Origin of the sequence: Sphingobium lactosutens DS20 (genome assembly GCF_000445105.1) — a bacterium.
GTDB lineage: Bacteria > Pseudomonadota > Alphaproteobacteria > Sphingomonadales > Sphingomonadaceae > Sphingobium > Sphingobium lactosutens.
This window is the reverse complement of record NZ_ATDP01000087.1, coordinates 30,964-54,382: the sequence shown is the minus strand read 5'-3', so window position 1 is coordinate 54,382 and position 23,419 is coordinate 30,964. Positions and strand designations below refer to the sequence as shown.

18 protein-coding genes are annotated in these 23,419 nt (G+C 64.1%); 8 read left to right on the top strand and 10 right to left on the bottom strand.

The features are described 5' to 3' along the window. Together RLDS_RS39530 and RLDS_RS39525 are read right to left on the bottom strand one after the other, a co-directional pair. Complete coding sequence (locus tag RLDS_RS39530) at nucleotides 1-651, bottom strand: P-loop NTPase family protein (protein WP_021225946.1); 651 nt, start codon at nucleotides 649-651, stop codon at nucleotides 1-3. Next, entirely contained in the window at nucleotides 648-1,928 is a 1,281-nt protein-coding gene (locus tag RLDS_RS39525; protein WP_031298065.1) for a hypothetical protein, read from the bottom strand. Before RLDS_RS39525 ends, RLDS_RS39530 begins: the two co-directional genes overlap by 4 nt. Nucleotides 1,929-2,003: 75 nt before the next feature. Here RLDS_RS39525 and purM point away from each other — a divergent pair, with 75 nt between their 5' ends. The 6 genes from purM to nadB all read left to right on the top strand — a co-directional run bounded on the left by purM (nucleotide 2,004) and on the right by nadB (nucleotide 7,732). Beyond that, on the top strand, nucleotides 2,004-3,098 hold the full coding sequence (gene purM, locus RLDS_RS39520; protein ID WP_021225944.1) for a phosphoribosylformylglycinamidine cyclo-ligase: 1,095 nt from the start codon (nucleotides 2,004-2,006) through the stop codon (nucleotides 3,096-3,098). A 105-nt stretch (nucleotides 3,099-3,203) separates the two neighbouring features. Then, nucleotides 3,204-4,154, top strand: coding sequence for a phosphoribosylglycinamide formyltransferase (gene purN / locus RLDS_RS39515; RefSeq protein WP_031298063.1), 951 nt, complete (start codon nucleotides 3,204-3,206; stop codon nucleotides 4,152-4,154). 83 nt (nucleotides 4,155-4,237) lie between these two features. Then, on the top strand, nucleotides 4,238-4,525 hold the full coding sequence (locus RLDS_RS39510) for a terminase small subunit (RefSeq protein ID WP_021225942.1): 288 nt from the start codon (nucleotides 4,238-4,240) through the stop codon (nucleotides 4,523-4,525). A gap of 206 nt (nucleotides 4,526-4,731) precedes the next feature. Next, nucleotides 4,732-5,661, top strand: coding sequence for an ABC transporter ATP-binding protein (locus tag RLDS_RS39505; protein WP_021225941.1), 930 nt, complete (start codon nucleotides 4,732-4,734; stop codon nucleotides 5,659-5,661). Then, on the top strand, nucleotides 5,658-6,098 hold the full coding sequence (locus tag RLDS_RS55255; RefSeq protein WP_084514763.1) for an endonuclease domain-containing protein: 441 nt from the start codon (nucleotides 5,658-5,660) through the stop codon (nucleotides 6,096-6,098). Before RLDS_RS39505 ends, RLDS_RS55255 begins: the two co-directional genes overlap by 4 nt. Before the next feature lie 20 nt (nucleotides 6,099-6,118). Continuing rightward, nucleotides 6,119-7,732 (top strand): L-aspartate oxidase, encoded by a 1,614-nt coding sequence (gene nadB / locus RLDS_RS39495; protein ID WP_021225939.1) that lies wholly within the window; start codon nucleotides 6,119-6,121, stop codon nucleotides 7,730-7,732. Here nadB and RLDS_RS39490 read toward each other — a convergent pair. The 8 genes from RLDS_RS39490 to RLDS_RS39455 all read right to left on the bottom strand — a co-directional run bounded on the left by RLDS_RS39490 (nucleotide 7,729) and on the right by RLDS_RS39455 (nucleotide 20,128). Then, nucleotides 7,729-9,612, bottom strand: a complete 1,884-nt coding sequence (locus tag RLDS_RS39490; protein WP_021225938.1) for a response regulator — start codon at nucleotides 9,610-9,612, stop codon at nucleotides 7,729-7,731. The genes nadB and RLDS_RS39490 overlap by 4 nt on opposite strands. Continuing rightward, nucleotides 9,605-10,474: a CheR family methyltransferase gene (locus tag RLDS_RS39485; protein WP_084514761.1), complete on the bottom strand. Its 870-nt coding sequence runs from the start codon at nucleotides 10,472-10,474 to the stop codon at nucleotides 9,605-9,607. The genes RLDS_RS39490 and RLDS_RS39485 overlap by 8 nt, the downstream gene beginning before the upstream one ends. A gap of 2 nt (nucleotides 10,475-10,476) precedes the next feature. Further along, complete coding sequence (locus RLDS_RS39480) at nucleotides 10,477-13,581, bottom strand: response regulator (protein WP_084514759.1); 3,105 nt, start codon at nucleotides 13,579-13,581, stop codon at nucleotides 10,477-10,479. Between the two features lie 164 nt (nucleotides 13,582-13,745). After that, nucleotides 13,746-14,789, bottom strand: a complete 1,044-nt coding sequence (locus RLDS_RS39475) for a ParB/RepB/Spo0J family partition protein (protein ID WP_031298055.1) — start codon at nucleotides 14,787-14,789, stop codon at nucleotides 13,746-13,748. Nucleotides 14,790-14,835: 46 nt separating this feature from the next. After that, nucleotides 14,836-16,038, bottom strand: coding sequence for an AAA family ATPase (locus RLDS_RS39470; RefSeq protein WP_021225934.1), 1,203 nt, complete (start codon nucleotides 16,036-16,038; stop codon nucleotides 14,836-14,838). Nucleotides 16,039-16,605: 567 nt separating this feature from the next. Beyond that, on the bottom strand, nucleotides 16,606-17,751 hold the full coding sequence (locus RLDS_RS39465; RefSeq protein ID WP_040603776.1) for a replication initiation protein: 1,146 nt from the start codon (nucleotides 17,749-17,751) through the stop codon (nucleotides 16,606-16,608). A 528-nt stretch (nucleotides 17,752-18,279) separates the two neighbouring features. Then, nucleotides 18,280-19,167: a helix-turn-helix domain-containing protein gene (locus RLDS_RS39460; protein ID WP_021225931.1), complete on the bottom strand. Its 888-nt coding sequence runs from the start codon at nucleotides 19,165-19,167 to the stop codon at nucleotides 18,280-18,282. 244 nt (nucleotides 19,168-19,411) lie between these two features. Then, complete coding sequence (locus RLDS_RS39455) at nucleotides 19,412-20,128, bottom strand: arylesterase (RefSeq protein ID WP_021225930.1); 717 nt, start codon at nucleotides 20,126-20,128, stop codon at nucleotides 19,412-19,414. Nucleotides 20,129-20,142: 14 nt separating this feature from the next. Between RLDS_RS39455 and RLDS_RS39450 the strand changes: the two genes are divergently transcribed. Together RLDS_RS39450 and RLDS_RS39445 are read left to right on the top strand one after the other, a co-directional pair. Continuing rightward, a complete protein-coding gene (locus RLDS_RS39450; protein WP_021225929.1) occupies nucleotides 20,143-20,844 on the top strand; it encodes an ABC transporter ATP-binding protein in 702 nt (233 codons plus the stop codon). Further along, nucleotides 20,841-23,363: an ABC transporter permease gene (locus RLDS_RS39445; protein ID WP_021225928.1), complete on the top strand. Its 2,523-nt coding sequence runs from the start codon at nucleotides 20,841-20,843 to the stop codon at nucleotides 23,361-23,363. The genes RLDS_RS39450 and RLDS_RS39445 overlap by 4 nt, the downstream gene beginning before the upstream one ends. The last annotated feature ends 56 nt before the right edge of the window (nucleotides 23,364-23,419 follow it).

Genomic DNA, 23,419 nt, shown 5'->3' with positions numbered 1-23,419 from the left:
CTACTCGCGTTGCGCTGAGGAAGGATCGGACGGGACTATAGGCAGGATACCCGCGGATTGCAGGGCCTCTTTCGCCATTGCGACCGAAATCTTGCGTCCAGATGACAAGGCGGCGCGATCCAGCAGGCGTGTGGTCGCGTCGATGGCGGCATAGGACCGCTCGATCCGCCGCGCCAGCCAGTCTGGCACATCGGGGGAATAGGCCGCGCCAGCGGTATCGAAACTGCGCTGGATGAGCGCGCGCGTCAGCATCTCGTCGGGCGCATCGATCGCGACATGGGGAACGGCGGCCAGCCGGGATCGCAGGTCGGGCAAGGTGGCGGGCCAGCTGGCCGGCGGCGCCTGCCCCACCAGCAAGAGCGGGCGATGGTCGGTCTGCGCGGCGTTCCAGGCGTGAAACAACCGATGATCGTCCAGCGGGCGGCCCGCCTCCTGCGCATCGTCGATGACATCCCCGCCACTCATGCGGGCGAACTGACGCGCCAGCATCGAGCGTCCCGATCGGGCCGGCCCGACCAGCACGGCGATGGACAGCGGCCATTCGCGCCAGCGCTCCAGATAGGCGACGGCGACCTGATTGGCCTCGCTCACCAGAAAATCGTCGTCGCCCTTCCCCCCATGGCCTTCGAACGGAAGGCTGATCTGGCTCATTGGGCGGGCGGCGGCGCCTGTCGCCGCGTGATGCGCAGCGTCGTCCCGGCTACGGCGACCTGATATCCGCGCGCCTGAAGCCCGGTTCGCAGCATGTCGATGCTGCCGTCGAACCCGACCTGCATCACCGATGTGCCGCCCAGCGCCAGGCTGCTGGTCGATGCCGAGCGTACGCCCGGAATAGACCGGACCGCCGATTCGCCCGCGCCAACGGAGCTGACGTCGGGCGTGTCATATTGGATCGTGAAACTGCCCGTCGTGCTGGCGCCCGGCACCGGCACGTCGACCGCCTCGATCGGCGCTTCTATTGCATTGTCGATTTCCAGCGTCGCGGGATCGACCGGCTCCTCGATGATGAGCGACGGGTCTGGACGCAGGCGGCCGTCGTTCAGCGCACCGGTATACAGCGCATCGATCCGCTTTGCGCCCTCGTCCAGCATCTGCGCCAGGCCGCTGGCGTTGGACGCACGCAGCGCAAAGCTGCCGATCAGGCTGTTGTCGGGACCATAGCGCGCGGTGAAGGTCGCGGTGATCGGGCCGCCGGGATAGGCACGCTCCAGCCGCACGATCGGAATGACGACATCGGCCGCGCCATATTGGTCCAGCAGCACCCGCCACCACAGGCGGCCGCGCCGCCCGGTCTGGCCGGCATTGAGCAGGATCGGGTCGGCGATCGATCCGGCGACACGCACATAATCGATGGCGCTTTCACCCGTCCGATAGCGCGCCCAGGCCTTCTGCCATTCATTGGTCCGCTCGTAGGACACGGCGGACCCGCCATCCCACATCACTGGAATGACGAGCAGCGGCGGCGACCGGCGGACATTGCCCGACACGCCGAGCAACTGCCCGGTGCGCGCGCGATCGAACATGACGCCCAGCGTCGCGACATAGCGCGTCGGGCCGATCTGCTCCTGCTCGATCTCGATCCCCGAAATCATGCCTTCCAGCTGCGAATCGGACAGCGCCGGCGCGCCCGCCCCGCCATGGGTGCGGCTCCACAACATGCGCCAGGCCTGCCGCTGCGCCATGCGCCAGCCGGCATAACGCGCGCTGTCGGCGTCCTTGGCTTCCACGTCCACCTTGACGCCCGTCACCTCGAAATCACCGCCGCTGGCGATCGGCGGGACGCCGCGTTCCCCCTCCATCTGGGCAAACAAAGCGGCGGCCAGCAGGCCTAGGGCGATGGCGACCGCGATCTGAATGGGCCGGGACAGGAGGCGCAAGAGCGCCACGGGCCGGAAAAGGGGACGGGAGAGGGACGGGCTCGGGCTCACGCGCGCCCTTTTGGCGTGTAATGCCCGGGATGCCAAGCTTCCGTTTTGCGCCTCTTTGTTCTAGGGGCGCTGATCATGAGCGACAACGAATCCTACAGCTACGCCAAGGCTGGCGTCGACATCGCCGCTGGCAATGCCCTGGTCCGCGCCATCGCCCCCCTTGCCAAGGCGACGCGCCGGCCGGGTGCGGACGCGGAACTGGGCGGCTTTGGCGGCTTCTTCGACCTGAAAGCGGCTGGCTATGACGATCCACTGCTGGTCGCTGCCAATGATGGCGTCGGCACCAAGCTCAAGCTCGCGATCGACCATGGCCGCCATGATGGCGTGGGCATCGACCTGGTCGCCATGTGCGCCAATGACCTCATCGTGCAAGGCGCAGAGCCGCTCTTCTTCCTCGATTATTACGCGACCGGCCGGCTGGAAAGCGGCGTCGCCGAACGCGTCATCGCCGGCATCGCCGAAGGATGTCGTCAGGCAGGCTGCGCGCTCATTGGCGGCGAAACTGCCGAAATGCCGGGCATGTATGCCGATGGCGACTATGACCTGGCGGGTTTTTGCGTAGGCGCGGTGGAACGATCCAAGGCATTGACCGGCAACCGGGTCAAGGCCGGCGACGTGCTGCTGGGCCTCGCCTCGTCGGGCGTGCACTCCAACGGCTATTCGCTGGTCCGCCGCCTCGCCGCCGACAAGGGGTGGAAGCTCGACCGCCCGGCTCTGTTCGACCAGGACGTGCTGCTGATCGACGCGCTGATGGCGCCCACGCGTATCTATGTGAAGAGCCTGCTACCGCTGGTGCGAGCGGGCCTCGTCAACGCGCTGGCGCATATCACCGGGGGCGGGCTGCTGGAAAATGTCCCGCGCGTCCTGCCCGACGGCGCCCACGCCGTGATTGAAGCTGACGCCTGGGACCAGCCCCGGCTGATGGCCTTCCTGCAGGCGCAGGGGCATATCGAACCCGAAGAAATGGCGCGCACCTTCAACTGCGGCATCGGCATGGTGCTCGCCGTCGATGAAGCGCATGTCACCGCCGTCACAAAGGCGTTGGAGGATGCGGGCGAAACCGTGTTCGCCATCGGCGCCGTCGTGACCGGGGACAAGGGGTGCACCGTCCGGGGCAGCGCCGAAAGCTGGAGCGCCAAAGCCGCTTGGTCGGCCACCCATCTGGGTTGAACCGGGCAAATTTGTTCCGTTCGGGCTGAGCCTGTCGAAGCCCTGCTCTTTCTTTTAGAAGCAGTAACGCCCTTTGGCAGGCTCAGGGCGAACGGAGTTACAATGATGGCTAAAGCCAGGGTCGCTGTTCTGATTTCCGGGCGGGGATCGAATATGGCTGCATTGCTTTACGCCGCAAAGGCGCACAGCTGTCCTTATGAGATCGTGCTGGTCGCCGCCAATGATCCGGCGGCACCGGGTCTGGTGCTGGCGGCGGCGGAAGGCATCGCCACCTTTGGCCAGAGTCACAAGGGGCTGAAACGCGCCGAATTTGATTCGATCATCGACGCGCAATTGCGCGCTGCGGGTGCGGACTATGTGGCGCTGGCCGGCTATATGCGACTGCTGTCCCCCGAATTCGTGCGGGCATGGGAAGGCCGGATGCTCAACATCCATCCCAGCCTGCTCCCCAAATATAAGGGCCTCGACACACACCAGCGGGCGATCGATGCCGGGGACAGCCATGCCGGGTGTTCGGTGCATATCGTCACGGCCGAACTGGACGATGGACCAGTGCTGGCGCAAACCCCCGTGGCCATCCTGCCCGGCGACAGCGCCGACAGCCTTGCCGCCCGCATCCTGATCGCCGAACATCAGCTCTATTCGCGCACGCTGGCGGCGTTTGTCACGCGCGAACAGCAGCCCGAATGGATGCTCAATCGCGTCCGGGAAATTGCCCTTGCCCTGCCCCAGGCGGACGAGGTCATCTCCCACGGCATGCCGTGTTTCGGGATCGAGAAGGGCAAGAAATTCGCCTGGTTCACCCGCGACCATCATGGCGACGGCGTCGTGGCGCTGCTGGTCAAGACCACCGCGCCGGACGAACAGGCGACCCTGATCGAAGCCGACCCGGACCGCTATTACCGGCCGGCCTATTTTGGCGATGACTGGGTCGGCATCCGGCTGGACCGGGGCGCCAACGACTGGGACCATATCGGCGATCGGCTTCGCGCCAGCTGGCGTCAGGTCGCGCCGAAGAAGCTGCTCGGCCTCATGGACATCGCCGACCAGTTCTAACGTCGGCAAAGGCCCATGTCGGATGGAATGCGGACCATCCTCCCCTCTGTCCTACACGCGTCTTTCATGATCTAGCCTGACGGATGGACCAGCCCCTCCCCAATCCGCCCATCCCCGCACCCCGGCGCGGCCGCCGCCAATGGACGCCCGATCGTCAGCGCCGTTTCCTCGCCGCGCTGCTCGAAACCGGCAATGTCAGCCATGCCGCGCAGATGGTCGGCATGTCCCGTTCCAGCGCGCACCGGCTGCGCGATCGGCTGGCCGGCACCGGCTTCGACCGCAGCTGGGCCAGCGCGCTGGCGCTCCACGCTGCCCGCCGGGCCGATCCGCTCGCGCCGATCCGTCCGCACCGAGGACCGATCGGCCGATAAATGTCGCCTCGTTATCGCTTCGCTGACGCCTGGCTTTCGCTTCGGCGTGACTTCCGTGTCGCGTCGGTGTCGCTTCACCGGGGCATCCCAGGCGCGTCTGTGCCAAAATCGCCCGGAAATGGCGACGCACGACACTGTGAACTTTCAACTGTCGCGTCGTTTCAGCCCCTTCCCTTCCCCCGCTTCGATCCCCATAGAGATCAGCCATGACCGATCAGCCCGCGCAAGCCGCCATCGAAATCCGTAACCTCACCAAGGTTTACAAGGGCGGCAAGCGTGCGCTCGACGGCATCGACCTCACCATTCCGCGCGGCCAGATTTACGGACTGCTTGGTCCCAATGGCGCGGGCAAGTCGACCACTATCAACATCCTGGCCGGCATGGTGAACAAGAGCGCGGGCGACGTGCGCATCTGGGGCTTCGACATCGACGTCAATCCCCGCAATGCCAAGAATTCGATCGGCATCGTGCCGCAGGAGATCGTCTTCGACCCCTTTTTCACGCCGCTGGAAACGCTGGAAAATCAGGCGGGCTTCTACGGCGTACCCAAGGACAAGCGCCGGTCGATGGAATTGTTGCGCGCGGTGCATCTGGATGACAAGGCCAATGCCTATGCCCGCACCCTGTCGGGGGGCATGAAGCGCCGCCTGCTGGTGGCCAAGGCGATGGTCCATTCCCCGCCCATTTTGGTGCTCGACGAACCCACCGCCGGCGTCGACGTGCAATTGCGTCAGCAGCTATGGGACTATGTGCGCGAACTCAATGCCATGGGCGTCACCATCGTGCTCACCACCCATTATCTGGAGGAAGCCGAGGAACTGTGCGATCGCATCGGCATCATCAACCATGGCAAGGTCATCACCGACAAGCCGACCCGCGAGCTGATCGCCATGGCGCAGGAAAAGGTGGTGCAGGTGACGGTCGATCGCGACGTCACGGCCGCGCCGGACGCGCCCTGCTTTGAAAAGGTCGAATTGACCGGCGAACGCACGCTCACCATCACCTACAGCAAGGACCGCGCCAATGCCGGCCAGGTGCTAAGCGCGGTGCAGGCCAGCGGCCTGTCGATCGTGGACGTGGTGACGCGCGACCCGGACCTGGAGGACGTCTTCCTGCACCTGACGGCCGCGGCGTGACGGATGAAACCCATCTTCCCCCTCCCGCAAGCGGGAGGGGGCCAGGGGGTGGGCCAGCGCGACCTTTCAAACAACGCGACACCACCCGCGCCAAAGCGCTACGCAATAGCGCGACCATTGCCGAGCAATTGCTGTGGCAATGCCTGAAAGGCAAAAAGCTAGGATACAAGTTCAGCCGCCAAATGCCGGTCGGCCCCTATTTTGCTGACTTTCTCTGCCGAGAATTGCGCCTCATCATAGAAATTGATGGGGCCAGTCATGATCAGACCATCCGTCATGACGAACGGCGTGATCACTATTGCCGCTCGTTCGGCTTCAAAATCTTGCGCATCTCCCATGACGATGTGATGACGAACCTCGACGGCGTGGTGTTGCATATCCAGGCAACGCTTGCCCAGGCCCACCCCCAACCCCTCCCGCCTGCGGGAGGGGAGTAGAAAAAGCAGCAAGAGCGCAGATGCCCATCACCCATGACGTCATCATCATCGGTTCCGGCGCCGCCGGGCTGACCGCCGCCATCAATCTGGCGCAGGACCGCAAAGTGCTGGTGCTGGCCAAGGGCGCGCTCGATGGCGGCTCGACTAACTGGGCGCAGGGGGGCATTGCCGCAGTACTCGATGCGGGCGACAGTTTCGAGGCGCATGTCGATGACACGATGGTCGCGGGCGCGGGCCTCAACAATCGCGAGACGGTGGAGTTCGTCGTATCCGAAGCGCCCGCCGCGATCGAGCGGCTGGCGGCATTGGGCGTGCCCTTCAACCCCAGCGCGGATGGCGGCGAGGCCTTTGGCAAGCGCTGGGATCTGACGCGGGAGGGCGGGCACAGCCACCGCCGCATCGTCCATGTCGACGACGCCACCGGCCATGCCGTGCAGGTCGCCTTGCTGAAAGCCGCGCGCGCCAATCCCAACATCACGCTGATGGAGGATATGGTCGCGATCGACCTTATTACCTCACGCCATGGCGAGCGCTATTCGGGCGACGGCCATGTCTGGGGCGTCTATGCCTTCAACAAGGCGACCAAGCGCGTCGATGCCCTTATCGGCCGCGCGACCATATTGTGCACCGGCGGCGCGGGCCGCACCTATCTCTTTTCCACCGCGCCGCGCGGCGCGACCGGTGACGGCATCGCCATGGCCTGGCGCGCGGGCTGCCGCGTCTCCAACATGGAGATGAACCAGTTTCACCCGACCTGCCTCTATAATCTGGAGGTCAAGAATTTCCTCATCACCGAAGCGGTGCGTGGCGAAGGCGGCCATCTGAAGCTCCCCCCCGGCGTGCCGGGCGGGGGCGAGCGCTTCATGCCGCGTTTCGACGATCGCGCCGAACTCGCCCCGCGCGATATCGTCGCGCGCGCGATCGACCATGAAATCAAGCGCCTGGGTCTGGACTATGTCCATCTCGACATCAGCCACCAGCCGCCCGAATTTGTGAAGCATCACTTCCCCACCATCTATGCGCGCCTGCTGGACCTCGACATCGACATCACCAAAGAGCCGATCCCGGTCGTCCCGGCGCAGCATTATACTTGCGGCGGCGTCATCATCGATCTGGATGGGCGCACCGACCTGCCCGGCCTCTATGCCGCCGGCGAAGTGACCGAAAGCGGCCTGCACGGCGCCAATCGCCTGGCGTCCAACTCGCTGCTCGAATGTTTCGTCTTCGGCGAAGCGGCGGCCAAGCATATTCGCGGGTCCTGGGATCAGCTGCCCCCACCACCCGCGATCCGCGCCTGGGACGAAAGCCGCGTCACCAACAGCGACGAGGAAGTCATCGTCCAGCATAACTGGAAGGAAATCCGTCGCTTCATGTGGGACTATGTCGGGATTGTCCGCACCACCAAGCGGCTGGAGCGGGCGCAGCACCGCATCGACCTGCTGGCGCGGGAAGTTGACGATTATTACGGCAATTTCCGCGTGACGCCCGACCTCATCGAATTGCGCAACCTGCTGGAGGTGGCGCGCCTCGTCGTTCGCTCCGCGCTCCATCGCAAGGAAAGCCGGGGCCTGCACTATACGCTCGACTATCCCGACACGCTGCCCCAGGCGGTCGATACGGTGCTGGCCCCCTAGCCTGCAATCCGGCGGCCCGGCAGCGGTTCGGGCGCGTCGGCTTCGACGATGTGGCGCAAAAGGCTGAGTAGATTGCCCCGGTCGAACGGCTTGTTGAGCAGCGGCCGCCCGTTGAAGGCGACGGGCAGATGTTCGGGGCCATAACCCGACAGAAACAGAAAGGGTATGCCCCGGCGATCCAGCGCCTCGGCGATCTGGTCGACCGCCGCCCCCTGCAAATTGCCGTCCAGGATCGCCGCGTCGAACGCAAGCGTTTCGACCGCATCGACCGCTTCGTCCAGTGTCGATGGCGTGCCCACCACACGCGCGCCCGCATCGGTCAGCACATCGGCCAGTTCGAATGCGATCAACGGCTCATCCTCGACGACCAGAAAGTCCAATCCTTCCAGGATGGTGTGGCTGTTGAGACGCTCGCCATAGATGACCGGCTCGGGAGCCGCGCCGCCGGTCGACAGGCGCGCTGGTCCCATGTCCGCCACGACGACAGGCGACCAGGGAAGGTCGAACTGCCAATGCACGCCTTCCACCGGATAGTCGGCGCTGACCACCCCGCCCTCCCCCAACAGGCTGCGTTCGACCAGCACCGTGCCAAAGCCCTTGCGCGTGGGCGGGGTGACGGCAGGGCCACCGCTTTCGCGCCAGCTCAGCAGCAATCGGTCATCCGCGAGCCGCCAATCGATGAACACATGCCCTTCGCGGTTGGACAACGCGCCATATTTGGCGGCATTGGTGCCCAGTTCATGCAGGACCAGCGCCAGATGCAGCGCCAGATTGGGCGGCAATTCGACCTGAGGACCGGATACGGAACAGCGCCCCTCATCGATCGTGCCCAGATCCAGCTGGTCCTGCACCAGTTGCGACAGGCTGGCGCTTTGCCAGGTCTGACGGCTAAGCAGGGAATGAGCCTGCGCCAGAGCCTGCAGCCGACCGGTGAATTTGTCGGCGAACTCAGCGGGGCTAGGCGCGCCTTTGAGCGTCTGGAACGCGATCGCCTGCACGGACGCCAGCGTATTCTTGACCCGGTGGTTAAGCTCGCCGATCAGAAGATGCTGCGTTTCCTCCGCCCGCCGCCGTTCAGTGATGTCCAGTATCTGGACGCTGACCGAAGCCGGCCGGCCCTGATGATCCAGCAGCAGCGAATAATAAAATTCGCATTCCAGCGCGGCGCCGTCGATCCGGTTGACCGCATGGACTTGCATGTCCCGCTGTTCGCCGCCCAATGTCAGCGCGGCGACATGGCGCGTCACCGCGCCCGCCGTCTCCCCATCCATCCACCCGATCGTACCGGCGTGACGCCCCAGCACCGCTTGCGCCGACCAGCCGAACAGCCGTTCCGCCCCGCGTGTCCAGCTGATCAGCCGCAGATCAGGTTCGAACTCCACAATGGCGAGCGGCGAATTGTCACGATGGGCATTGAGCCGATTGAGCGTGGTGGCCAGTTGCTCGGCCGTGTCGCGCAACGCGTCGCGCTGACGCGCCAGTGTCTGCCGCTGTCGGCTCAGCTCGAAAAAGACGTCGGTTTTGCTGCGCAGCATGCGCGTGTCGATGGGCTTCAACAGATAATCGACCGCGCCGGCTTCATAGCCGCGAAAACGGCGCTGTTCATCGGTCGCGACCGCCGTCAGGAAGATGATCGGGATAGCGCGGGTCCGCTCCGTCGATCGCATGATCTCGGCCAGTTCGAACCCGTCCATGTCCGGCATCTGCACGTCTAGCAGCGCCAGCGCGAATTCATGCTCCAGCATCAGTTCCAGCGCCTGCGCGCCCGACTGCGCCTTGAACAGGCGCAATCCGTCAGCGGCGAGCAACGCTTCGAGCGCTTCGAGATTCTGCGGCACATCGTCCACCAGCAGGAAATTGATCGGCGCTTCTTCAGACATGGACGGCATTTCCTGCACTTGCAGCTTTCCTGTAGACGCGCTCTTGCGCGGCAAATTCGCTAAATGCATTTGCATGGGTTGAAAAACGCAAGGTTTCCTTTGCACCAAGCCCCAGAAAACCGCCGCGGACCAGCGAGTCCCGGAACAGGCCGATCGCCCGGTCCTGCAAGGGCCGATCGAAATAGATGAGGACATTGCGGCAGGATATCAGATGCACTTCGCCGAACACCTGATCGCTGACCAGACTATGTTCGGCAAAGACCGTGCGCGCCCGCAGGCCGGGGTCGAAACGCGCGCCGCCATAAGCGGCGGTATAATGGTCGCTGAGAGACGTGCGCGCGCCCGACGCCTGATGATTGGCGGTAAAACCCGCCAGCCGGTCCAGATCATAAATGCCCAGTTCCGCCTTGCGCAGTGCGGCCGGGCTGATGTCGGTCGCGTAAAACAGCGTGCGACTATCCAGCCCCTCCTCCCGGAACAGAATGGCGAGGGAATAAAGTTCCTCCCCCGTGCTGCATCCCGCCACCCAGACTTTGAGCGAGGGGAAGGTCGCAAGATGGGGGATCACCTCCTCGCGCAGCGCGCGAAAATAGGCGGGATCGCGAAACATCTCGCTGACATGGATGGTCAGGAAACTCAGCAGGTCGGGCAGGATCGCGGGCTCATGCAGCATGCGATGCTGCAACATGGACAGGCTTTCGCACCGGAAATATTGCTGCGCCCGCACCATCCGGCGCAGCATCGATCCCCGGGAATAGCCGCGAAAATCGAACTGATGCCGACGCCACAGCAGGTCGAGCAAGCTGTCCAGCTCCAGCAATTGCAGCTCGTCGCCAGCGTCGTCCGCCACAACCATGTCCATCGTCATCGCGGCATCCAGACGCGGACGAGAGACAGCAGCTTGTCGACGTCCAGCGGCTTTGCCAGATAGTCATTGGCCCCCGCCGCGATGCACTGCGCCTGATCCTGCGCGGTCGCCTTTGCTGTCAGGCTGATGATCGGCAGGTCGCGCCAGTCCGGATTGGCCCTGATCTCGCGCGTGGCCGTCAGCCCGTCCATTTCGGGCATCATCACGTCCATGAGCACCAGGTCGATTTCCCGACCGCGCTCGCCCTCCAGGAACGTCAGCGCCTCCACGCCGTTGCGCGCGATATGGACGGTCGCGCCATGCGGCTCGAGCAGGCTGGTGAGCGCATAGATGTTGCGCACATCATCCTCCGCCACCAGGATATTGCGCCCTTCCAGCAGCGCGTCGCGATTGAGCGCGGTCGCCAGCATCGCCTGCTGTCGCGCAGGCAGGTCGGCGACCACCTGATGCAGGAAAAGCGTCACCTCATCGAGCAGCCGTTCGGGTGACTTCGCGCCCTTGATGATGATCGACTTGGAATAGCGGCGCAGGCGCAACTCTTCCTCGGCCGACAGATCGCGGCCGGTATAGACGATGACCGGCGGGAAGGAGAGGCTGTCGTCGCGGCTCAGCTTCTCCAGCAGTTCAAAGCCCGATGCGTCCGGCAGATTGAGATCCATGACCATGCAGTCGAAGGTCTGATTCGACAACCGGTCCAGACATTCGCTTGCGTCGGCCGCCTCCACCGTGTCCACGTCGCGCGTTGCCAGCAGCAGGCGCAGGCTTTCCCGCTGGGTCGCGTCATCCTCCACCAGCAGCACGCGGCGCATGCGAGCGGAAAAATGATGCTGCAAGCCTTCCAGGACATCGGCCAGCTCCTGCCGTTTGACCGGCTTGAACATATAGCCCACAGCGCCACTGGACAGCGCCGCATGGGCATGGTCGGCCACGGACACGCAATGCACCGGAATATGCCGCGTATTGACGTCGTGCTTCAACCGGTCGAGCACGGACAGGCCGCTATGGTCGGGCAGCCCCATGTCGAGGATGATTGCCTGGGGCACGAACTGGCGCGCCAGCGTCACCCCTTCGTCGGCGCTTTCGGCCAGCAGGCACTGGAAATCCATTTCGCGCGCCAAGTCGCACAATATGTGGGCAAAGGCGGGATCGTCCTCGACAAACAGGATGACGCGGCTGTCGCCGGTCAGCACGTCCCGGTCATCCTCGACGGACCGGGCACGCGGCGGCGGCGCTGGCAGGTCGGTACGGGTGGCAAGCAGCGGCGCTGCCTCGCGCGGCGCGGGCCGATAATGCGGGCGGGTAACGGGCGTCTCGGCGAAATGGCGTGGCAGGGTGAGCGTGAAGCTACTCCCCTCCCCCGGCGCGCTCACCAGACTGATCTCGCCGCCCAGCAATTTCGCCAGCTCGCGCGAGATCGACAGGCCCAGCCCCGTGCCGCCATATTTGCGGCTGACCGATCCATCGGCCTGCCGGAAAGGTTCGAACACCGTCTGCTGTTGCTCGGCTGGGATGCCGATGCCCGTGTCATGCACGGTAAAGGCGATCCTGTCGTCTCCGGCCTCCTCCACCGTCAGCGTCACTTCGCCCTTGTCGGTGAACTTGATCGCGTTCGACAGGAAATTCTTGAGGATTTGCTCCACCCGATGAGGGTCGCTCTCAATCTCGACCGGCATCGCCCCGACCGCGGGTATTCGCAACGCAATCCCTTTCTGGCGGGCGCCCGGCTCCAGCAGAGCATGTAGCTTCTCGACCATCGGCGCGATGCGCATGGGGCGCGTCTGAAGGTCGACATGCCCCGCCTCGATCTTCGAAATATCCAATATGTCGTTGATCAGCAGCAACAGGTCATTGCCGGAGGTCTCGATGGTTTCGGCATGGCGCACCTGCTCCGGGGTCAAATTGCCCGCCCGATTGTCGGCCAGCAATCGCGCCATGATCAGCAGGGAATTGAGCGGGGTGCGCAGTTCGTGGCTCATATTGGCCAGGAACTCGGATTTGTAGCGGCTCGCCTGCTCCAGTTCGCGCGCCTGTTCCTCCAGCGACGCCTGTGCGCGCGTCAGGTCATTGCGTTGCTGCACCAATTGCTGGGTCTGCTCCTCCAGCTCGACATTAATCTGTTCCAGTTCCGCCTGCTGGGTTTCCAGCCGCGCCTGCGAATCGAGCAGCACGCGGCTCTGCTCCTCCAGTTCCTCGTTCGCGCTGCGCAATTCCTCGCTTTGCGCTTGCAACTCTTCCGATTGCTGCTGCGTTTCCTCCAGCAATTCCTGCAAACGCTCGCGATAGCGCGCGGCGCGAATCGCCTTGCCGATCGCTTCCCCCGCCCGTTCCAACAGCACCAACGCCTGCGCGTCAGGTTCCTGCGCAAAGCCGATTTCCAGCACGGCAACGACATCATTGTCGGCGCAAGCGGGCGCGACCAGCATGGTTGTGGGCGCGGCCTGACCCATGCCGGCGCCATAGGACAAATAAGAAGATGGCACCGGGCCAATCCGAACTGTCCGCCGTTCCGTAATGGCAACGCCGATCAAGCCATCGTCCGGCCCGGTCGACGCAATGATGTCAGCCCCCTGCGGCACCCCGATGCTGGCGGTCCGGCGATAGGCCGCGCCATCGTCGACAAACAGCAACGCCGCCTGCGCGCCCAGCCGGGTCGTGAGATAACGGAGCAGGTCTTCGCCCAACGTGGCCAAACTGCGTTCGCCCGCCATCGCCCGGCCAATGCCGATCTGCGATCGCTGCACCCATTCCTCCCGCCGCACCGCCAGTTTCGTGCGAATGAAGGCATAGCCAAGGCCGCCCAGTAACCAGGCCGTAAGACCCCCAAGTGACCGATTGACCTGCGCGACAGTGGGATCGACCCCCGCCGGCGCGATCTGATAGCCGATCACCATCAGCAACGTCGCGATCCCCGCCAGTAATGGCGGAAGGACCGCGCGCGACGTCATATAGGACAATGTTATGGGGAGCAGGTAAAGCACCCATACCGACATGCCCAGCGGCAAGGTCATGTCCGCCAGAAAAGGCGGGATCATGAGGATCAGAAGGGCCAGGGGGAGCAACGTCGCTGATCGCGCCGGGGTCATCCCGAATAGGGAGGGCATCGTGTCTTCATACTTTCGTCACAGCGCCCCCACGCCGCGCCGCCATATTGCAAGCCGGTCGCGGTGACGCAAGGCTATTCAAACAAATACGCGCCAACCAACGAGGCGGTTGGTTCGCACTTGCCGATTTTGGACAGAGCCTCTTGGCATTGGCGGCATTCGCCTCATCCGGCGGGCCAGTGATTGTCCAACAGATCGCGCAATGCCGCCTCGACCTCGGACCGTTCGCCCCCGCCCTTGTGAAACAAGGTCACGGTCACGCCGCGCCGGTCCTTCGCATCCACGCGCAACAGCGGCGCACCGCTGCCGCTATGAATGATGACCGCATCCGATCCTGTCCTCTTGGGGGCCTTGGGCGGGCGCGCCTTGTCCCGCATTGTGCCGGTCATACCGGCCGCCGCCACCAGAGCCCGGATCATTTCCGGCGCATTGGCCGGACCGTCCCCCTCCCCTGCCAGTCGCGCCTCGTAAATCCGCCTTGCCGCGCCCAGCACAGCCGCGCGCATGTCGTCGGCTTTCAGGATCGGCTTCAAACTGCCGATATGCGAAATCTTGAGGTCGAAGGGATCGGGGAACGCCTGCACTAAATCCTGCGGCAGCCGCGCAAGGTCAAGATAGCGGCTCAGCCATGCTTCCGACTGATTAAGCCGCTTGGCCATCTGCTTCTGACTGCCGCCATAATAGAGGTCGAGCGCCTTCAAATAATCGCGCGCGCGCTCCAGATCGCTAAGGTCCGCGCGCGCACGGTTCTCCAGATCGGAGACGCGAAATGCCTGTTCGTCAGTTAAGTCCCTGATTTCAACGAGATAGCGTATCTCCGGATGATTATGCTGCCGCAGCCACGACACCGCCCAATGTCGCCGCGCGCCGCAAATCACCTCGAAATCATAATCCGGGTCCTGAACCCGCCGAACGATCGCGGGCACTTCCTGCTTGCCCTGCGCCAGAATGCTTTCAATGAGATCGTTGCACCGATCCTCGTTCAGCGCGGCATAGTCGCGATTATGCCGATCCCAGATGCGACAGCGCGCGGGGTCGACCAGTTCCTGGGGGTTGTTCACAACCGATCCAGACGCCAGCTCTGCCAGACGATTGTTGCGACCGCCCAGCACGCCGACTCCCAGGCGCGACGGCCTGCCCTGCCCTTCGGCAGCCGGATCGACGGCGGACACCAGATCAGCCATGAAACTCTTGTTCCTGGAGTTCATGCCACCCCTCCCTCATCCCGAATTGCAGGGCTGCAATTTTGCGCGCTCATGCATGCCCCTCCTTGCGCAGCCGCCCCAGATGGCTGGGCCAGGTCTTGCGAATATCCAGCTCAATCTCCGCATTCACCCCGTCCAGATAGGTCAGGCACCGGTCGCGCACCGCCTTGCTGGTCATCGGCCCTTCCAGTTCATAGACCGTCATCAACCGCGCAGTCGCATTGTCAATTTCCGCCGAGTCCTTGAGCGGTGTGCGCACCATGGCATTGCCATAGACCTGCCGCATCAGGTCGAGCAGCCCCTTCTGCATCGACTTGCCTTCGTCCACCTTGGACGCCACGAACCGGAGGAAAGCGAGCTGAGGCGCCAGATCGTAGGAGGCCAGTTCCTGGATCGTCTCGTCCAGCATGGCGAGGAAAGCAGCGGTCGAAGAGAAGTCCATCACGGTTGGGGGCACCGGCACGACCAATGCATTGGCCGCCCGCAGCACCGACAGCGAAATGGCGCCAAGCGCGGGCGGCGGGTCCAGGATGATGACGTCGTACAAATCCTGCACCGACGCGATGCCATGTGCCATCCGGTCGAGCAACGCTCCCTGCCCCCGCGCCATACGCGCGGCCAGCTCATATTCCGACTGGAACAGTCGCAAATTGGCGGGAATCAGGTCCAGGCCATCGAAATGGGTTTTCTTGATAGCATAGTCGAGAGACGTCCGCTCCCCTTCGCGCAGATAGGGGTAGAGCGTTTCATTCTCGTCCAGATCAAGATCGGGAACATAGCCGAACAGGGTCGTGGCTGACGCCTGACTGTCGCAATCGATCAGCAGCACCCGATAGCCGCGGATCGCCAGATATTGAGCAAGATGGACCGATACAGTGGATTTGCCCACGCCGCCCTTGAAATTCTGCACCGCGATGATCGAACACGGGTCCTCGCGATCGCGCCATGGCCGCGTGCCGAACGTGCCACGCATGTCGTTCAGTTGCGCGAGCGTATAGCCCATGCGTCGTCCGTTGTCGGCGCGGGGAGGGGGGATAAGTCGACCATCGCTCTCCGCTTCCCGAATCGCCGCCGTCGTCCGACCGACCAGATCGGCCGCCTTGCCAATCTGAAATGTCGGCTCACGCCGTTCGTCTGCGCGGGCATTGCGCGCAGAATTGCGCAGTTTTTCGAGGACAGACGATGATCGCGCGGCCAGGGTGGCAACATCCAGTGCTTCCCCCAGCCGCACTTGCTCAAATGCGGAAGCCATAGCTGCTCCTTGTGAAACTGGAGCCGTATATCCGCGATTTTCACTTTCTCGTCAATATGAGCATCTCTTTCGCAAATCGGGATGAGGCGGCATGTGCGACGCAAACAGCTGGTCGTAGCCTGACCTATTGGGGGCAATATAGCAGAATGTACGCGAAGCAACCTGACCTATTGGGGGACGCCAACACGAAATTGCAGGGCTGCAATTTGCTCCTTGCAGCCGCTCCGCGGGGCGTTGCGTCTTGGATTAGAGGTGACGTGGGCGCAGCCCCAACGGTGGCTGATTGCGGTCTGAAAGTCAGCATGCCTTAGAGTGCATCCGCCATTGTGACTGCGTACCCGTCACCGCGTCATCGCTCGTTGCACATTGTTAGATATTGGCTTTGCTTGATGCCAAAGCCAATCGCTTTGAATTTATGGAACGATCCCGGACATGACGCGAAGAAGGAGGCCAGCCGCTAGGATGATGGGGAAGGGCGCCGGCGCGACAATTGATCCCCCGACGCGGTCCATCCCGATCGATCACTCCATATCCCAGAAGTGGCGAAATTGCAGGGCTGCAATTTGCCTATGCGGGGCGGCCCCGCCGCGCGAAGAAGGCCTCGCAAAACCCCTTCCAGGATTTTTCCAGCTTAGTGCCGGACAGGCTCCCTAGCCGATCGCCCATCGTCTCGCGATAGGCGTCAGCGATCAGGTCGACGTCCCAGCCACCGCCATACCGCAGGCCGATCGCTCGCGCCGCTTGCTCCGTCACTCCGAAATGCAGTTTCCCGCGCGGGAAGCGTGCCCATGGCTGCGCTGACGTGTCGGGCTCGCCGTCCTTCTTGGTCGACAGTGACGTCGTCACGGCCTTCAGCAGATGCGTGACCTCAGCCGGATCGGCGGCCTTCTGGTCGCCAATCGCGACCACCTTTTCAACCGTCTGCTCCCGCCGTGCCTTGCGTCCGGCAGAGTGCCGTGCCAACTCGTCAACAGTGGCGATCTGCGATGGCGCTCCCTTTGGCGCGAAACGAAATTCGATCTCCACCACGGCGCGCCCGCGACGCATTTCTTGCCACTCCACAGTGAAATGGGCGAGCTGGTCAATCTCCGTCTTGGCGATCTTCAATACCTTCCGGCGCAACTGCGCGAAATCGCCATATTTATCGGGATCGATGCCTAACGCTGCTCGCAAGCCGACAATATCGACCTTCCAGACCGGCTGCCGGCGGTGCAGGCGAAGGGCGCCCTCTTCATAGAGTTTGAGCGCATAGGCAGAGCGAAACCCCAACACTGCCTGTCGGTTCATGACCGCATAGGTTTCCGATTCCTGGATCAATCGCCGGGCATCGGGCGTGAACTGCCATTCGATCCAGCCGGTTTCCTTGTCGCCATCCTCCACTTCTTCCCAGGATGCCTGGATCAGGTTGAACCGCTTGGTTGCGCGCTTGCCCCGCCAACTCTTGTCATCCTCCGCAAACAAGGTGCGATGCAGTTCCTCCAGCATATCAACAATCCGCTCATTGCCCTTATGGCCGCGCCGGATATCGGCCTTGCGCATGCGATGGGGAATGTCGCGCCACGCATCGCCGCCCGCGGTCAGGATCATCAGTGCTAGCAGGCGCGAAGCGGTAAGGCTGAGCGACTGGCCTTTGACGAACCGCACTTCCACCAGTCGACCTGGCTTGACGAACTCATCGCTACCCTTGCGCGCCAGCGCGGTTGCGACCCGCATGGATCGCGGCGTCGCCGCCTGTTCGTCAGCTTCCCCTTGCTCGGCTCTGGCAGAATCGGTCATGGCGCACCCCGGTGAGGCGATGGAAAATGCCTGTCCTGTCGTCACCCGTCAAGTCAGGACAGGATGGCAGCCCCTCGTCACCCCCATAAGGTCAGGATTACAAAGCCCGGAAACATCCGGAGACGCCATATAGCTGCACGAGTCGCACCGATTGCGAAACCCAACCACAATCTCTCCCTGATTATCGCTACAAAGTACGATCACGCTCCCGCCCCCAGCAGGTCAGGATAGGCCCCAACAGGACAGGAACTCTCCCCCAGATGGTCAGCCCAAAGCCCCCGCCGAGACAGGGATTCTCTCCCATGGGGTCAGGATCACTTCGAATCCTGTAATAAAAAGAGAAGCTTGCTGCGCCCGAATCTTAGAATCCCTTGAATCGGAGAATCCCCCGCCGCTGACGCGCCGGGCGTCTTCAACAGAGTATGTCTTCGTCTCCCCGTTCCCAGCGGATCGCGCAGTGTCACGTCAATCCCAGCCCATGGGTTCCGATAGCTCGAACGGGTCGTCGCTTCTGCGCGGGACCTCCGAAGGCGGCGCTACCGGAATCGCATAATGACGGTAGCTGGCTTGGCCTGTGCGTTCGATCAGCAGGCCCGCCTCAGTTGCGATGGTCAGCAATTTGATCGCGCCGGCGCTGGTCAGACCCAATTGCCTCGCAACCATCGCGCTCGTGACATAGGGGCGCATCATCGCGAAGTGCAGCAGCTCGCCCATCCTGCCGGGACGCCGCCTTGATTCCAAAAAATACCGCGCGCGTCCGGCAAAGCCGCGCAAGCGCTGCTCCATATCCAGCAACATGCCCGCGCCGCTCCGAATGGCGTCGAGCCAAAGTGCCTCCAGTTCCTCGCCTCGCGCCAGGCGCCATCCGCTCTGCTGCTTGTTCAGACCCATCGCGACCAGACCACCTTGCGACCCATCCCAGCGCCCCGGTCCCCAGCGATCGCCAATCAGCACGCTGATCGCCAGATCGCTCTGGCCAAGCGGAGCATGTAGGCGCCAGGACGCCCCCAGATGCGCGCCGGCGGTCAGGGGAGGGGAGGTGCTCCAGCCGTCTATCGCGCGCTGCCATGTCTCCACACGCGCGATCCTGTCGCCGAAGTCCGCCGCGCCGCCGTCGACGCCAAGCCAGTCCAGCACGGCCGCCGCATCCCCGGTCATTGCATCAAGACTGATCGCTGTCCCAATGGACCGTCGCCCGATGCTGAGATCAAAGACCGACGTCTTCACTGCCCGCCGCCCATCGACCTCGATATCGCGATCGCTCAGCGGCGCCATATCGATGGCCGCCAATGCCTGCCGTTCGGCAATCTGTGCGCGGACGCGAAAGGCCGCGCGCACCGGGCTGAGCCGCATCCGCTCCTCCATACGTCCCAGCGCTTCTTGTGCACGAGCGTAGGCAAGACCAGGATCTTCCTTCAAAACCAGCCTCGGACCCTATCTTTAATCCTACCTAAAATTACACTATTTTCTAAATAGATAGATGACATAATTAAACGATGAGCACTTTATAGAAAGTCTGCTTGATAGTCCATCGGCTGTCGGCAGTCTCGGCCCTCGCTTCCTCCCATTTCTGTTATTTCGATCGCGAAAAGCAGCTTCAATCGGCCGAAGCAGGCTCCAGCGCGCGTGCCACCAGCGGCGCCAGCCTGCTGGCAATCACGGTCACGCCACGGGCATTGGGATGGATGCCGTCTGCCAGTAGCAATGTCCGGTTGCCCAGCACCCCGTCCAACATGAAGGGGTAGAGCGCCGCGTCATATTTGCGCGCCAGGTCGGGAAAGATCGGGTTGAACGCGGCGGCATATTGCGCCCCCATATTGGGCGATGCCAACATGCCCGTCAGCATCACCTTGATCCCGCGCGCCTTGGCTTCACGCAATATCGCGTCCAGATTGTCGCGCGTGTCCTGCGGCGACAATCCCCGCAGCATGTCGTTGCCGCCCAGTCCTACCAGCATCAGGTCCGGCGTGCGCGGCAATCCGTCCAGCGTGAAGGCCAGCCGCGCGCGCCCCGCCGCGGTGGTGTCACCCGACACCCCGGCATTCACAACCCGCGCCTGGATGCCCCGCTCGGCCAGCGCATGTTCCAGCACAGGCGCCAGGCCCTGGCCCTGGTCCAGATTATAGCCCGCATAGAGACTGTCGCCGAAGGCGACGACCAGCTTGCGGTCGGCGGCTGGGGTCGCATCCGCTGGCGGCTGCGCCTTTTGCGCCTGTTCCGTCGCGGGGGGAGGGGGCGGGGCATCACGCGAACAGCCCGTCGTCAGATGGACAATCAGCGCCAAAGCCCCATATTGCGTCAACCTGCCCGCCAAGGACCATTCCCTTCATGCATTCGCCAAGTGATCCTGCAACTATCGCCATATGCGCGCGCAATGTCACGCTGCAGCTGGGAACCCGTGAGGCCCCGGTTACGATCCTCAAGGGGATCGACCTGGAGGTGCTGCGCGGGCAGAGCGTCGCCATCCTGGGCGCGTCCGGCTCGGGGAAAAGTTCCCTGATGGCGGTGCTGACGGGGCTGGAACGCGCGAGCGGCGGCATGGTGAGCATTGGCGGCGTCGATTTCGGGGCGTTGGGGGAAGATGAACTGGCGCGCGCGCGGCGCGGGCGGATCGGCATCATCCTCCAATCCTTTCATCTTCTTCCCACCATGACCGCGCTGGAAAATGTCGCGGTCCCGCTCGAACTGGCGGGGCAGGCGGACGCCTTTGCCCTGGCGGCGGACGAATTGCGCGCGGTGGGCCTCGGCCACCGGCTGGATCATTATCCCGCGCAACTGTCTGGCGGCGAGCAACAGCGCGTCGCCATCGCGCGCGCGGTCGCGCCGCGCCCCACCTTGCTCTTTGCCGACGAACCCACGGGCAATCTGGACGCAGCGACCGGTGCGGCGATCTTGGACCTGCTGTTCGAACGGCAGGCGGCGGCCGGCGCGACATTGCTCATCATCACGCATGACGCCGCACTGGCGCAACGCTGCGAGCGCATCATCGAGATGCGGGACGGGCATATCCTGTCGGATCAGATGGCGTGAGCCGCCTTGGCTGGCGCGCGGCATGGGGCATTGCCCGCCGCGATTTGCATCTGGGCTTTCGCGGCCTGCGCCTCCTCTTCCTCTGCCTGTTCCTGGGCGTGGCGACGCTGGCCGCGATCGGCAGCCTGACCAGCGCGATCACGCAGGAACTGCGCGACCGTGGTCGACTGATCCTGGGCGGCGATATCGAGATCGGCATGACCCAGCGCGAAGCCGGCCTGGGCGACTTAGAAGCCTTTCGGCAGCTCGGAACGCTCAGCCAGACCATCCGCATGCGCGCCATGGCGCAGCGGGTGGGGCAGGGGAGGGGGGGCATACCGCCCGCCATCCTGACCGAACTCAAGGGCGTCGATGCCGCCTATCCGCTTTACGGCGCGCTGACGCTGGAACATGGGCCCTATCGCCCGCTTGATGCCGGCGATATTCTGATCGGCGACGCCCTTGTCGAACGGCTGGGGATCGGTCGTGGGGCAAAGCTGCGCTATGGGGACGCGCTGTTCACTGTGCGGGATATCATCAAGGACGAGCCCGACCGGCTGGGGGAGGGCTTCACGCTCGGCCCCGTGGCGATCACGTCCCTGTCAGGGCTTCGCCGCACCGGGCTGATCCAGCCCGGCAGTCTTTATTCCACCAAATATCGCATCCGGCTCAATCCGCGCTATGATGCGGCGACCGTGCGCCGGGACTGGGAAAAGGCCCGCGCGGGCGAAGGCTGGACGTTCAAGGATCGCGATCGCGCCGCGCCCGGCGCCAATCGCTTCATCGACCGGATGGGACAATTTCTGTCGCTGATCGGCCTTGCCGCTCTCGTGATCGCGGGCATCGGCGTCAGCAATGGCGTGGCGTCCTATCTGGCGGGAAAGCGCAACGGCATTGCAACGCTCAAGGTGCTGGGGGCCAGCGCGGCGGATATTGCGCGAATCTATCGGTTGCAGGTGGGTGCTGTCGCGCTGTTGGGCATTGTCGTAGGCCTGCTTGTGGGCGCTGCGCTGCCGCCGCTGGTGGTGGCGCTCGCAGGCGATGTGCTGCCGGTCAGCCCCGGGTTTCGCCTGTTCCCGCTGCCTTTGGCGACGAGTGCGCTGTACGGCCTGCTTATCGCTTTCCTCTTTACCTTTCCGCCGCTGGCGCGCGCGCGGACCCAACCTGCGGCCGCCTTGTTCCGCGGCGTGATCGAAAACCGATCGGGCCTGGACCGGCGCAGCCTCGCCGCCATGGCGGTGGCTGGCCTTCTGCTCCTGGCGCTGGCGCTGGGAACGGCGGGCGATCCGCTCTTTTCCGCCGCCGTTCTCGGCGCGGTCGGGGCGGTCCTGCTCCTTTTGCTCGGCATCGGCGTCGCCGTGCGCCGGATCGCCCGGCGGCTGCCTCGGCCGCGTCGTCCCTGGCTGCGGCTGGCGTTTGCCAATCTGCACCGGCCCGGGGCGCAGACGGCTGCGCTGATCGTTGCGCTTGGCCTCGCCCTGACCCTGTTCGTGACGCTTGCCGGGATCGAAACCAGCCTGAACGCCGAAATCCGGCAGGTTGTGCCCAAAAAGGCGCCGGCGCAGATCGTTCTCGACATTCCCGCGCCGCAGCAGCAGCGTTTTCGCGCCATTGCCCTGGCGCAAGCGCCCGAAGCGCAACTTAACATCGTTCCCGTCCTGCGCGGCACGATCACGGGCTATGGCGACACGCGCGTCGCCGATCTGGCGCAACTGCCCGAGGGCGCATGGCTCCTGCGCGGCGAACGCGGCGTCACCTATAGCGCGCGCCTGCCCGAAGGCAGCGATCTGGTCGCCGGCACATGGTGGCCCGCCGATTATCGCGGCCCGCCGCTCGTCTCGCTCGACGCGGAAGCCGCCCGCACGCTCGGCATCGGCGTTGGCGACAGCCTGACTGTCTCGATCCTGGGGCGTGAGATCACGGCGCGCATCGCTTCGCTGCGCAAGGTCAACTGGGACACGATGGGCTTCAACTATGTGCTCGTCTTTTCGCCCGTCACCTTGCAGTCCGCGCCGCACAGTGTCGCCGCCACCATCACCATGGACCCGCGCCATGATGCCGCCATGACCCGCGCGCTGCTGGCGGCTTTCCCCGGCGTATCGGTCATCGCCGTGGGCGATGTCATTGATCAGGTCGGCACCATCCTGACGCAGATGTCGCGCGCCATATTGGTCGCCGCTTCGGTCGCGATCCTGGCCGGTATAGCCGTGCTGGTGGGCGCAATCGCCGCCGCCCGCCAGTCGCGCAGCTATGACAGCGTCATCCTCAAGACGCTGGGGGCGACGCGGCTGCAACTGCTGGGCGGGCAGGCGCTGGAATATGGCCTGCTCTCGCTGCTGCTAGCTATCGTTGCATTGGCGCTTGGCAGCGCGGCGGCCTGGTTCGTGATCGTTCAGGTCTTCGACTTTACCTGGTCGCCCGACTGGGCGGTCATGCTCGGCACGCTGGCGGGCGGAGCCTTGCTGACGCTGGGCGTCGGCCTTGCCGGCGCGCTGCCGCTGCTATCGGTCCGCCCCGCCCGCGCCCTGCGACAGGTCTGACCGGGGAGGCGGCAGCCGCGTGAGAGGTGATTGCACCCATGGCCGTTGCCGCGTGT

Bases quoted from the DNA above. Each gene is read 5' to 3' on its own strand.
- RLDS_RS39475 (WP_031298055.1), bottom strand. From the start codon at position 14,789: ATGAACTCCAGGAACAAGAGTTTCATGGCTGATCTGGTGTCCGCCGTC.
- RLDS_RS39485 (WP_084514761.1), bottom strand. From the start codon at position 10,474: ATGGACATGGTTGTGGCGGACGACGCTGGCGACGAGCTGCAATTGCTG.
- RLDS_RS39450 (WP_021225929.1), top strand. From the start codon at position 20,143: ATGCATTCGCCAAGTGATCCTGCAACTATCGCCATATGCGCGCGCAAT.
- purM (WP_021225944.1), top strand. From the start codon at position 2,004: ATGAGCGACAACGAATCCTACAGCTACGCCAAGGCTGGCGTCGACATC.
- RLDS_RS39465 (WP_040603776.1), bottom strand. From the start codon at position 17,751: ATGCGGGTCGCAACCGCGCTGGCGCGCAAGGGTAGCGATGAGTTCGTC.
- purN (WP_031298063.1), top strand. From the start codon at position 3,204: ATGGCTAAAGCCAGGGTCGCTGTTCTGATTTCCGGGCGGGGATCGAAT.
- RLDS_RS39480 (WP_084514759.1), bottom strand. From the start codon at position 13,581: ATGCCCTCCCTATTCGGGATGACCCCGGCGCGATCAGCGACGTTGCTC.
- RLDS_RS39490 (WP_021225938.1), bottom strand. From the start codon at position 9,612: ATGTCTGAAGAAGCGCCGATCAATTTCCTGCTGGTGGACGATGTGCCG.
- RLDS_RS39505 (WP_021225941.1), top strand. From the start codon at position 4,732: ATGACCGATCAGCCCGCGCAAGCCGCCATCGAAATCCGTAACCTCACC.
- nadB (WP_021225939.1), top strand. From the start codon at position 6,119: ATGCCCATCACCCATGACGTCATCATCATCGGTTCCGGCGCCGCCGGG.
- RLDS_RS39510 (WP_021225942.1), top strand. From the start codon at position 4,238: ATGGACCAGCCCCTCCCCAATCCGCCCATCCCCGCACCCCGGCGCGGC.
- RLDS_RS39460 (WP_021225931.1), bottom strand. From the start codon at position 19,167: ATGCGGCTCAGCCCGGTGCGCGCGGCCTTTCGCGTCCGCGCACAGATT.
- RLDS_RS39470 (WP_021225934.1), bottom strand. From the start codon at position 16,038: ATGGCTTCCGCATTTGAGCAAGTGCGGCTGGGGGAAGCACTGGATGTT.
- RLDS_RS39530 (WP_021225946.1), bottom strand. From the start codon at position 651: ATGAGCCAGATCAGCCTTCCGTTCGAAGGCCATGGGGGGAAGGGCGAC.